General features: G+C 57.2%; 10 protein-coding genes. 4 read left to right on the forward strand and 6 right to left on the reverse strand.

The window, feature by feature from the left end:
* Positions 1-13: 13 nt before the first annotated feature.
* From ACYCVF_RS25155 to ACYCVF_RS25165, 3 genes are all read right to left on the reverse strand, one after another.
* Positions 14-373 carry a hypothetical protein gene (locus tag ACYCVF_RS25155; RefSeq protein WP_459606654.1) on the reverse strand — a complete coding sequence of 120 codons (360 nt, stop codon included), beginning with the start codon at positions 371-373 and terminating at the stop codon, positions 14-16.
* The gene (gene hxsA2, locus ACYCVF_RS25160; protein WP_459606655.1) at positions 348-629 is read right to left on the reverse strand and encodes a His-Xaa-Ser repeat protein HxsA2; all 282 of its coding nucleotides are present in this window, start codon (positions 627-629) and stop codon (positions 348-350) included. Before hxsA2 ends, ACYCVF_RS25155 begins: the two co-directional genes overlap by 26 nt.
* A gap of 337 nt (positions 630-966) precedes the next feature.
* Positions 967-2,949 (reverse strand): DUF2075 domain-containing protein, encoded by a 1,983-nt coding sequence (locus tag ACYCVF_RS25165; protein WP_459606656.1) that lies wholly within the window; start codon positions 2,947-2,949, stop codon positions 967-969.
* Between the two features lie 39 nt (positions 2,950-2,988).
* Between ACYCVF_RS25165 and ACYCVF_RS25170 the strand changes: the two genes are divergently transcribed.
* Positions 2,989-3,885, forward strand: coding sequence for a 3'-5' exonuclease (locus tag ACYCVF_RS25170; protein ID WP_459606657.1), 897 nt, complete (start codon positions 2,989-2,991; stop codon positions 3,883-3,885).
* Positions 3,886-4,388: 503 nt separating this feature from the next.
* Here ACYCVF_RS25170 and ACYCVF_RS25175 read toward each other — a convergent pair.
* Together ACYCVF_RS25175 and ACYCVF_RS25180 are read right to left on the reverse strand one after the other, a co-directional pair.
* Positions 4,389-5,225 carry a hypothetical protein gene (locus ACYCVF_RS25175; RefSeq protein ID WP_459606658.1) on the reverse strand — a complete coding sequence of 279 codons (837 nt, stop codon included), beginning with the start codon at positions 5,223-5,225 and terminating at the stop codon, positions 4,389-4,391.
* A gap of 125 nt (positions 5,226-5,350) precedes the next feature.
* Positions 5,351-6,235 carry a hypothetical protein gene (locus tag ACYCVF_RS25180; protein ID WP_459606659.1) on the reverse strand — a complete coding sequence of 295 codons (885 nt, stop codon included), beginning with the start codon at positions 6,233-6,235 and terminating at the stop codon, positions 5,351-5,353.
* 295 nt (positions 6,236-6,530) lie between these two features.
* Between ACYCVF_RS25180 and ACYCVF_RS25185 the strand changes: the two genes are divergently transcribed.
* From ACYCVF_RS25185 to ACYCVF_RS25195, 3 genes are read left to right on the forward strand one after another with little or no spacing between them, the layout of a single operon-like run.
* Complete coding sequence (locus ACYCVF_RS25185) at positions 6,531-6,974, forward strand: DUF2924 domain-containing protein (protein ID WP_459606660.1); 444 nt, start codon at positions 6,531-6,533, stop codon at positions 6,972-6,974.
* Positions 6,971-8,347, forward strand: a complete 1,377-nt coding sequence (locus tag ACYCVF_RS25190) for a recombinase family protein (RefSeq protein ID WP_459606661.1) — start codon at positions 6,971-6,973, stop codon at positions 8,345-8,347. Before ACYCVF_RS25185 ends, ACYCVF_RS25190 begins: the two co-directional genes overlap by 4 nt.
* Positions 8,344-8,802, forward strand: a complete 459-nt coding sequence (locus ACYCVF_RS25195; RefSeq protein WP_459606662.1) for a hypothetical protein — start codon at positions 8,344-8,346, stop codon at positions 8,800-8,802. The genes ACYCVF_RS25190 and ACYCVF_RS25195 overlap by 4 nt, the downstream gene beginning before the upstream one ends.
* Positions 8,803-9,331: 529 nt before the next feature.
* On the opposite strand, the gene ACYCVF_RS25200 is transcribed toward ACYCVF_RS25195, so the two are convergent.
* Complete coding sequence (locus ACYCVF_RS25200) at positions 9,332-11,797, reverse strand: DUF4238 domain-containing protein (protein ID WP_459606663.1); 2,466 nt, start codon at positions 11,795-11,797, stop codon at positions 9,332-9,334.
* Positions 11,798-11,870: the final 73 nt, after the last annotated feature.

Raw genomic sequence — 11,870 nt, forward strand, 5'->3', positions numbered from 1 at the left:
CTCCGGTAGGACTCTATCCGGAATTATTTTGGTTGGTGGCCAGGGCCCCGAAGGCGAGTGCGAGGATGACGTTCCGAACGCCGTCGGTTTTTTCAGCAACGCGAATCCGCAAGTTCTCGTCGGCAACAAGGTACAGAAACCGCTCCCTCAGTTCGTCTGAACTGAGCGCGGCTCCATTTTGCGAATAGCCAGAAGAAATTAAGTGGCAAATATAGCGGTCTCCTGCCCGTTCAACCTGGCAGGTCGCCGACCCGATCAGACGATAGGCTGCCGCATCCAAAGCACTCAGGCTTTGGATGCTTGAATCGAAATCGACAGCTACCTCGACCTGAGACGCCGCAGGAAGCTTAGCGGCTGGAGGCATGAGAGGCATGTGAAGCATGCGACGCGTGGGAGCTATGTCCCGCGACGATGGTGCCGTCGGCCTGCTTCGTCATGACGAACCCGAGAAGGTCTTCCCCCGCCTGATAGTAGGCATTTGCCAGAGGCTTAGTGCCGGTGTTTTCAGCCGCGACTGCGGTTCTATCGTTGGCAACTGCGGTCTTTGCCTCAGCGCTCTGAACCGACATTCCGGTTAGCGAAGCGAGCGCCGCGCCAAGCGAAAGCACAACTTTTGATTTCTCTGTCATATCCGCGAGCCCCCGTCTGATTAGTCTCAGCTTGCGTTACTACAACTTCCGAGGGCACTCAGTCTACCGTTCCATTATCTATGGCCACCCGATTTTAGTCTACCCTAGGTCTAGATCAGCCCGGGCCAGGGGTCCGGGGAGGCCGGGCACGCAGTCTCTGTCGCAAGTGACTTCTGCCTCAAGGAAGCGGCTCTGGCGCGCAGTAGGCGCTTTCCATCGCGGTAGCGCGCAAGCCAGCATTGGCCATGCGAAGCGGGAGTTGGGCCAAGACAATCTCTTGGCCATCAAGTATGAGATGTTATGGAAGAAGTCGGCCAGCGACCGACTTTCACGCTGCTCAGTCTCCTCGGTCAAGCAGCGGCAGCCCACACTCCGCTAAGAACGCGGCCGTTCCTTCGTAGAAGGCTGGTGGACGCGTCGCGTCCCTGGCGTCCCCCCTCGGAATGTAAATCACCATCCCCTGTCGCGCTCGCGTCAGCAGCACACGGTAAGCGTTGGTCAGATAGACCTTGCGGTTGTCGTCATTGACGTTCTGCCACCGTGTGCCGGAAAACCGATAGAACTGCCACCTGCCATCCACCGACCGAAAATCAGCATCCCAGCATACCCCCACCCAATCGAGCTCCAGGCCCTGAATATCGAACTCGGTTGCAGGATCTTCCATATAGTAGGACGAGCGAACATCATCTTTTCCGTTCAAGAACCACGTCGTCGCTTCGATCTTTTCGTGAACGTTGATTCCCTCCGGCTTCAAACGCGATGCGCCCGACGAGGCCACCAGACCAATGCGTTCCGAACCTCGCCCACGATCTCGGAGCCACTGCCGCGCCTGATCCAGCTCGCGCGTCAGCGCGATCGGATACGCCTCCTTAATCGCCTGGTAGAGCTCTTTGGCCTCTTCTGCCTGCCCTGCGACCAACGCGCCCACGAACTCAGAGAGCTTTTCGGCACGAAACGAACGCACGGAGACGGCCAAATGAAGTGCAGGCAAAGACTGGCTATCGAGCCCCTTCAGAAGAGTCGGCAGATCTTGCCCCCAATGATAGTCGGGATGGGAAAGCTGTTCGGAGGTGTAGACTTTCCAATCTCGAAAGCTTCGCTGGAGCGCGGAAAACCATTCGGTTAGGCCAGCTTCACCGGCGTTGATTTCCTGTCCTCCGCCTATCAGACATATGATTGTGCACCAGCCGTCGTGCCTGTCCATGACGCTGATGAGAAACTCAGGTTCAGACATCTGGAAATTTGTCTGCCCCTTCTTCTGGCTCATGAAGTTCGCCAGATGCTTGGCGTCCCATGCCCGCTGCGCCTCGTCGAACACCGCAACTCGCTCGATCGGAGGTTCGGAGGTGACGAGATTGCTGTCGCGGAAATGCATAATGTTCTGAACGAAACTTTTGACTTTCCGGAGCGCGTCGGACTTCTTACTTTTCTCACCGCGCTCCTGCAATTGCGCGTGTTCGTCCCGTGCGAGTGCCTCGCGCAGCACCTCCACCAAGGGGCCGTTGCCGGACAGGAAGACGGCATGCTCTTCCTCGTGAGCCTTTGTCCGAAGTGTCACGAGATTGAGGCCTGCCAAGGTCTTTCCGGCACCCGGCACTCCCGTGACAAAGCAGATCGCCTTGCATCGGTGAGCCTTGGCATCCTCGATGATGTCGGCAAGGCATGCGGCCGTCTGACTTAGATTTTTAGCTCCGGCGTCGGAGCGCGTAATATCTTCAACCCGATGGCCCTGGTAGAGCGCCTGCGCGGCTTCAATGATTGTGGGCGTGGGCTTGTAGCCGGTCCGCGACCACTGGGCGCCGTCCAAGTCAGCCTGCTTGGGTATCTCACGCACGACACGCCCGAAGATCTCTCGCAAATTGTCCCCATTCGATTTGACTGGGCTTGCGACTCCGTCATTGTGCCATGCGAGCTCAAAGGATGGTTTCGCCGCCATCGTCGCCACAACGATCGGCACGATGCGCCGATCATGGCTCCCAGCATGGAAGTTCTTGAGGTCGAGGGCATAGTCGACAACTTGATCGAGGGCGGCCGCATCGAACTGATCCGAGCCGACTTTGAATTCGATGACGAAAACGATTCCCGCCGTAGTCACCACCACATCGGCACGCTTGCCCATGCGCGGGATCGCAAACTCAAATGCAATCCAACCATCGAGCCCACCAAATTGAGCCCGCGCGAGCTCGATCTGGCTCAGCCACGCGTTGCGCTGCAGCGCATCTAGTGCAAAGGGATTCTGCTTGGCGAGACGTCCCAGAATAGCGTCTGGGGTTAGATCGACAAGAGCTTGGATCGAGCTAGAATAAAAGGCATCATTCATTGTGTTTCGCGCGCTTCCGCCTGATTTTTGGTTGATTCTATGACGTCGAACGAGATCAATCTAACAGCAATAGCTGACATATTATCGAGGTCCCCGGACTATCGCGTCCTTCGTCGGCTCACGCCTCGGACAGAATTCGCCCCATGCGACGGGCAGACAACAAAGACTGGCATTTTGCTGGATGTCGAAACCACCGGCTTGAATACAGCGCAAGACGAAATCATCGAGCTGGCGATGGTGAAATTCGACTATCTGACAGATGACAGGATTGCGCGAATCACGGACGTATTTTCATCATTCAACGAGCCGCAGCATCCTATCCCTGTCGAGATCACCGAGCTCACGGGCATTACAGACGAAATGGTGCTGGGGCATAGGATCGATCCGGAGGCGGTTTCGACGTTTGTCTCCGATGCGGTGATCATCGTCGCCCACAATGCAAAATTTGATCGGAAATTTGCCGAGCGCTATTGGCCGCTTTTTGAACGGAAGCCGTGGGCATGCTCTGCGACAGAGATTGAGTGGCGCAGGCACGGATTTGACGGATCGCGTCTCGGCTACTTACTGGCCGGCGTTGGACTTTTTCACCAAGCCCATCGCGCAATCGATGATTGTCGGGCTTTGATTGAAATCTTGGCCACAGACGTACCAAACCAGGTTGGATCGGCTTTCGCCATTCTCCTCGAACGGGCTCGACACAAGACAATTCGGATCTGGGCGGAGCAGTCCCCGTTTGACTTGAAGGATGTGCTAAAGAGGCGGGGCTATCGCTGGAGCGACGGCTCCGACGGAAGGCCGCGGTCCTGGTACATCGATGTGGATGAAGCAAATCAGGTTGCGGAGGTCGAATTTCTTCAGACCGCCATTTATCTCAAAGACGTTGAGCCGCGCATGCAGATCATGAGCGCGATGAACCGTTTTTCCAGCAGATTGTGAGTTCCGCAGCGAGTTGACGACCCCACCCGTGGACCGCCACGGTCTTCGTATGACCGTGCAGACCGTGGCTATTTCGAACCAGTCGGCACGATGAGGGGGTGCCCACCCATGGGCACCCCCTGTTCAAAAGACTCGGGTTTGTTGGACCGGATCTGCTTCAAACGGTCAGAAAGTCCTGGTAAATCGGCGTTCTTCTTTCCCAAAGTAAGAGATTTCACCCCAATGAGACATAGGGGGTGCCCACCTATGGGCACCCCCCGACCGTTGGCACCTCTTGGCCTGTAGCTTTTCGTAATCAATTCCCCAGTCTTGCGAATGAGCCAGAGAGACCGGTCCTCAGAACTTTCCTTCTAAACTTTTGACCACCTCTCCCCTGTCAACCTGACAGTCGCCGACGTCAACCTTGTCAACCTTGTCAACCTAACTTTTATCGCTTCCAGCTGCCGCGGTGGCGGGGTGCGAATTACCCGCGAGCGATCTGAAAGCCGGAAGGACCCGTGGCCCTAGACGCGTCGCAACACTCCACGAGCCAACAGTTCTTCCACAATGTAATCGCGGCCCCCTCCCCTCTGTCTCAGTTCGGCAGCCGTAGCCGCTTCTTGCATGGGAAGGTCCATCGCATCCACGATCACGGCCAACGTTGGCGTCGAGCGGAATTCATTCAGTAGATCGTTATTCCACCTACGAGTGGCTGACCCCTCCGCCGCCGCTGCTGCAGAACTCGTCCGCTGCCCGCTGTAGCGAAGGGAGGCATCAGAAGCGCTTCCTTCATCGCCAAGCTTGCTTCTGTTCCAGCGCGGGAGATGCTCATTGCGAGCGTCGGTCCGCAAGGTTGATGTGATATGATTAGTGGGCTCCATTCCTTCAATAGAGTTGATGGAAGAGGTTTGTATGACATCGTTGTCGGGCTGACTGTGACGCGATTGGCAGGTTGAGGAGCCGAGGCTGTCAGTCTGAGACTGACAAGGTTGGCATTGTGAAGGTGACAGGTTTGGACGCTCAAAACGAGCAGCCCACTCTTTCCGTCGCAGCTTGTATCGACGTTCGAACTCGCGGAAGGCTTCCCAATTCGGCTCATAGCTGTTGCAATGCCGGTTGCCGGCATGCTTGCGCTTACGGAACAACTTGGCTTCCACGAGGCGATTGCCAGCCCTGATGATTGTCCGCGTGCTACATTTCAGGATGTGAGCAGCCGTTTCTTCCGAAGGATCACACCGGCCGGTCTTCCGATTGAAACTATCAATCAGAAAAACCGCGAACTGCTTCTCGGTACCATTGAGCAGTTCCGACATCGCAATGTGCTTGAAGGCAAGCAAGATATCGTTGGGTTGAAAAGGCATCGGCCAGCACTGTTCGGCGCCGGCTTATAGGCGGACGATTCCGCGATCCAGCGCGTCGACAGCTAGCCAAGACACAACTGCCGAGTCTTGGAAGTTAAATGGAGGAGAAAAGCAGATAAACGGGGTCAGGCGGGATAACGCTCGGAATATCTCGTCGTAAGACGCTTTTCCTTAGAGGCCTCGCTGCCAAACCCGGCCGCTCGCGATACTCGAGCCCGCGCCGCGGCTGCGATCGATGTATGTTTACCCGCAAGGATATCTGCCCGCATCTCCTCGACCAGCTCTAGATCTCCTGCTTGATAGGAGCCGGAACCGGGAGGACGGCCAGCGCTCCGCTTGCTCTGAGGATCAAACACTTGAGCTTTCTCAGCAATTACCTCACGCTCATGCTGGGCCGTGGTGGCAAGGTTCTTCAATTCGCTATCAAGCTCGGCAAGCTCTGCTGGTAGCTCTGGAGCATCACTTGCCCGGGCATCGTCGTAGTGACCAGTCCAAGGATCGACTTCGCTTTCGTGCGCCCCTTGGGTGGAGTGCTGTTTATCTAAAATGGGGTCTTCCAAATCGCCAAAGCCCCCTGTAGCCCAGTGGATGGCTTCTCGACGGACCGCAGCGGCAGTCCCACCGGGACAATCGGGGGGACCGAGGTGTCTCGGCTTTCCCACCAGACGACGTAGACTCGAGACTAATGACCCGACGCCCGGAGGTAGCTCTACCCCTCGATCCTCACAAAACTTGCGTATCCCAGACTTGCTGACAATGGCCCGATTGAGAAGCTTAGCTGCGTAGTCCTGATCTATCGGTGCGTGCGCGCCGATCTGCCTTTTCATCGCCCAATACACCTCGAGAACGTCGATCGGTTCGCCGCTGGGGAGCAGAAATGTTCCTTCTGGAAAATGGCCGGAGATCGCCCAGTCGCAGATTCGGCGCAGGGTGAGCAAAGGTAGCTCACCGCTTTGCTCCGACCACACATTCACCAGGTCCACGAAGGCTATATATTTTGAGGCGGCCATAACTCGGGAGAGAATCTCCAAATTGTCAGGCCGAGATTCTTCTTCCTTTCACTGCCATTTTTCAACCGAGACGCCCCAAAAAGCTGTCGAGTACACGGTCTGAGCCACTTGGGACTCAGTCCATGACCGATTCGGACAGCGACCTCCGGGAAATTGCGGCCATTCTTGCGGTCGCCCACCAGCGTCTTTCGGAGCGAAAGTCCAGTCAAAAAACCCGCTGTGGGACAAAAACTCTGCTCGACTGTGGCGAGCGGTCTGAGGGTGATGTGGCCCGAAAAGCCCAGGAAGTTACCCCGTGAAAGAGTCCATTTTGTCGCAATTGGCGGCTTTGAAAGGCGCCTCTGCTCCCGTTCTAAAGGCCCGCTGGCGCGAGCTTTTCGATTCGGAGCCCCCTGCCTATAATCGCCGTTTCCTGGAGAGCCGGCTGGCCTACCGCATTCAGGAATTGGCCTATGGCGGTCTGAGCCGGGAAACCACCGAACGGCTCAAGGCCATGGCCGAGCAATATGCCAATCAGAAGCCGGCCGACCGCAAGGCTCGTCCCCTTCTCCGCCCCGTCGCCGGGACCAAGCTAATTCGCGAATGGGAGGGCGTGGAGCACTGCGTCACCGTTCGCCACGACGATTTCGAATATCTGGGCCGCCCCTACAAGTCTCTGTCCTCAGTTGCCCGCCAGATCACCGGCACCCAGTGGAACGGCTGGGTCTTTTTCGGCCTCAAGAATTCGGCTGGCAAATGAGCTCCCGTCGACCTCCAAGGCGCGCAGCTAACCCGTTCGCCGGCGCTTTTGAACAAGCCGGCTCCCGCCCCGCAACTCGCAAGGTTCGCTGCGCTGTGTATACCCGTAAGTCGAGCGAGGAAGGCCTCGACATGGACTTCAACTCACTCGATGCACAGCGCGAGTCGTGTGAGGCTTACATCGTGAGCCAGCGAGCCGAGGGGTGGACGGCGGTTTCCGATCGCTACGATGATGGCGGCTTCTCGGGTGGTACCCTCGAACGGCCTGCCTTGAAGCGGCTCATTGCTGCTGTCCAGACCGGCAAGGTAGATGTCATCATCGTCTACAAAATTGATCGACTCTCGCGGTCGATGCTCGACTTCCTCAACCTTGTGGAACTCTTTGAACGCTATGGTGTGACGTTCGTCTCCGTCACCCAATCGTTCAACACCAAGGATGCCATGGGTCGCATGGCGCTGAACATCCTCGTGACCTTTGCCCAGTTCGAGCGCGAGCTGATCGGAGAGCGCATTCGCGACAAGGTTGCGGCCTCTCGCAAGCGCGGCAAATGGATGGGCGGGTGGACGCCGCTCGGTTATGAAGTCTGCGACCGCAAATTGCTCGTTCATGAGGCCGATGCCGAGCGAGTTCGGTCCATTTTTCGGCGCTTCGTACAGCTCAAATCCGCGACCCTGCTTGCCCGCGAGCTCGTTGCGGCCAACGAACGAACCCGATACGGACAGCTCCTGGACAAGGGCGTGCTGTACAAGATTCTTCACAACCGGGTCTATCTTGGCGAGGCCGTTCATAAGGGCACCTCATACCCAGGTGAGCACGAGGCAATCGTCGATCAGAAGCTCTGGGATCAGGTCCACGGCATCCTTAAAGAGAGCCCGCGCAAGCGCGCCAACAATAGCCGGGCACAATCTCCTGCCCTGCTGAAAGGTCTGTTGTTCGGTCCGGATGGTGCGGCAATGTCGCCAACCCACACCCGGAAGTCCGGCCGGCTTTATCGCTACTACATCAGCCAAACCGCGATGAAGCAGGGTAGATCGGACTGTCCCGTCAAGCTGATCCCTGCCGCTGAGTTGGAGCGAATCATCATCGATCAGGTTCGCCGACTGCTGCAAACGCCTGAAGTCATCGTTCAGACTTGGCGCGCTCTCCGCAAGCAATCCGCGGAGGTTAGCGAGGCGGAGGTGCGTAGCGCACTGCTTGGCTTTGACGAACTTTGGGAAGAGCTGTTCCCGGCTGAACAGGCACGGATCGTCGCGCTGCTCGTCGAGCGCATCGACATGCACGCCGACCGAATGGACATTGTTTTGAAGATCGAGGGCCTGACATCGCTCTCCTCCGAATTGCAGCCCCAGCCCTTCCAGCAGGCCGCCGAATGAACCGACCGACAACCCTCAGCCTCGGCCCTATCGGTCAACCGAAGCTTAGCCGCGACGGCAGAACCATGGTCGTGAGCATCCCGTTTTCATTGCAACGATCTGGGGGGCGCAAGCGGGTTGTCACGCCCGATAATGCTGATGCTTGGGCACCCGCGAAACCGCAGGTCGACAACACTCTGATCAAAGCTGTGGTTCGGGCGCATCGGTGGCGCAACATGCTCGAGTCCAACATGTTCAGCACGGTGCGCGACCTCGCCAAAGCGGAGAAGATCAATGAGTCCTATCTTTCCCGCGTGCTTCGGCTGACGTTGCTCTCGCCGGCCATCACCGAAGCCATCCTGAACGGCTTGCAACCTGACGGCCTTGAGCTGGCGCAGCTGTTTAAATCCATACCAGCTGAGTGGGATGAGCAGCAGGCACTGTTCAGCTCCTCTCGGAAAGCCGAAAGCCGCTAAAACGCTTCCAAAAGGGAAGGGTTTTGGCAAGCGTAGATCCGCACATCGGATGTTATGGAACTTACATCAGACTGATAAGCTTTTGTTAGAAACCTTATCAGTCCAAGAACTGACTCCAGTTGCGACCAGATATTATCAGTCGCCCGAAGGTCTCGTAAGGCCTTACGCTGTCTGAACGCCGAGACTGCGAGAACAGCTTCTTCGAGGGCTTCCGGCCAAGGTGGCTCCACCGCAATCACTACACGTGAAAGAGCTCTTGAACTTCGTCGAGGGTATCGTTGCTGGTAAGGCCCTCGGCTCGACCAACGCCCCCCGCGGTCCCAAGGAGGAGCTCGAGGAACCCCAAATGCAACAATCCGAGAACTTGGCGACAAGAAGCCTGGAATGTCTCAAATAGATCAGCCAGCACCACGAAGTCCCAATCGACGTTATCGTACGCAACATGGACCTTGACCCCGCCGAGGTCGAAGGCGCTGCACGTCAATACCTACGCCTAATACAAAGCCCTACAAGCACGAAAATGGGCGGGTCACGGTTGCAGCGGCCCCGTGGCGCCAACCAAAACCTCATCTGCAGGTTCGATGAAAAAGGCCATCGGTACGCTTGATAGGTGTCTCTCAGAGCTCGACATCAGGAGAAGTCGGTTGACCGTGTTGTCCAAGATGCCTCCTGGGGGGAAGACGCACGAGATGCGGCCTTCCTTTACGGGACCGTCCGACTTTTGAAGAGCGCCTTGGGCCGCCGAATGCGTCTTGGCGAACCGACTAGCCATCTGCGCCTCGCGGTTGGGCTTTGGACCGCGCTCTTCAAGCCGGGAGAGGTACTTGAAGAGGTCCCGAAACAGATCAGGGTAGCCGGCACCCGTCTTTTCCAGGACGGCGCCGACGACATCCGTCACGTTCTGCGGAAAGGCGAATTTCGATCCTTCGATGCTGCGCAAGAGCGTGCCGAGTCCGGGCGTCGCTGCCTTGTAGCGCTGGCGTATGGCTTTATCAATTTCAGCCCAGCGAAACGGGCTGTCCGTGACGATGCAGGCGCCGGTTGCCTGCGCCAGGTACATCGTCATTTCAAAATTCGGGGCAAGCATGAACATGCTCATCAGGCCGCCCTCCTTCCCATCGTTCAGTGCGCCCTCCTGGAGAACCGCCAGAGGATCATTCTCCTTCTCGATCTCGGCATAGCGCATCGTCGCCTCGACCTGCTCATCGTTCAGGTGCGGCATAAGCTCCCGTATTCTCCTGCGCATTGAATCCGGCGGCATAAGAAGCATCATGCTACGCCGGCCGTCTTCGTCCATATGCTTTTTTAGGCGGACTTCGTTCTCCGGGTCGAAGTGCATCGCCGCGGAACGGGCGTGCGCCATGCTCATCATCTGCGTGCGCAAATGATAGTCAAAATCGCAGGGATCCGGTATGAGGTTGACCACCCCAAGGTCGACGAGCGGCATTATGTTCAGGAAAAACATGATGGTCTTCAGAAAGTCCTGGCGGTATGCGCTGGGGTTCTCCGTCGGCCGGTGCTCCTTCCTGACTATTCCGGAATGAACGAACGGATGCGCCACGATGATTTCGCCGAAGTACAGCGGAGCCGCCATTCCGAACTCAGTGATGGCCGAGGGGTGGATTGAGCCAGTGTAGACCGCCCGGGGCACGCCGTCGGGCTTCGGCAACAGCGCCAGCAAGTCCGTTTCGAGAGGCCACAGGCTCTCATACAGGCCATAAACCTTGGCAATCTTTTCGTCGGTCAACTCTCGGCGAATTTGGACCCAATCCTTTTGGCTATCGAGCTCCAGGACATTTACGATCCCGTTTTGCAGCATAAGGTTTCGTTCTCGGATGCTGCGCTCATTCCAGATCGGGCGCAGCGCTTCCGGCTTGGACTCGCAGCACGTCCTATACGGCTTGCCCTGCCCGCAGCCGCATGCGTCTCCCGGGCGCGGAGGCGTAGCCGGCACCTTCTTTATCAGGTAGTCTCGGGGCTTCTCCGTTCTTCCGAACTCGTCTTGATAATGGACGTCCCCGCTCTCGTACTTGACGAATATCTCCCCGCCGAAGTGGAACAGACCATCCTTGGGCGGGACGAATACGTTTCGGAGCTCTTCCCACGGCTGCGATACGGTTCTTTCTGGGTGCAACCACTCCTTTCGGCCGGCAGCGATATAGCGGCGGGCGCGCGCCTTGATTACGAAGTTGATCTGCGCGACTTCCTGCGCGGAGAGTTTCCGGCTGCGTATGAAGGCATCGACCCGTGTCATGGTCTGCCGATAATTTCGCGGGAACGTTTTCTTTTCGAGCGGGCTCGTGTTCCGGTCTTTCGCATACTCCAGGTTAGTGAGGATCAGGCAAAAGTTCCGGTTCAGCGGATAGATTGTCTGAGACCCCCTCAAGTGTATTCCGGGGTCAAATGGATACGCGCACTCCGCATCCGTAGGAGGGGCAGCGTGATTATAGATGGTCACGGGATGGTCGCTGATGATGAATTTTACGTCGGAGTCTTCAGCAGAGACGATCTCGCGTACTCCGCCCACCCAGGTAGTGCAGTGCAGCATACGGATGCCCTGCATCTCGAACATGAGCTCATTCTGCGACATCGCGGGGTATTGGGCCTGTAGCCAGTCCAATCCCTTCGGGGTGCGGATTTTTTGAGTATCGATAAATTCGAACAGCGTCTGAAAATGCTTGTGCCATTGCTGCTTATCCGCGCCAGCGAATGCGCGAACAGCGACCGAGCCCTTCGTGTCGATATCACCGAATAGCCGGCGCTCAATCTCATCATTGATGGATGTTCCGAAAAAGGTCGAATAGAGGTCCTTCTGGCGAAACGCTTTTGTGGTTGGCGTATCGTCCCACGAGCCCCGCTGGACAATCACGCGGCCGTCCGGCAGCTCTTTCCTATCCGGCGTCAAATCGACATAGGCTAGCGACGAGCGGCCGGGCTCAAAGAAGCCCTCCTGGTACCATTGCGGGACGTAGTGATTGTTTCGGGTGATAGACACCGCGGCGATTCGCTCGTCATTGTGAATACCAACCGCCTAGCATGTGAACCGCTGCAAGTCTGCCTTGAGTTGA

The sequence above is a fragment of the Bradyrhizobium cedriense genome, from assembly GCF_054602315.1.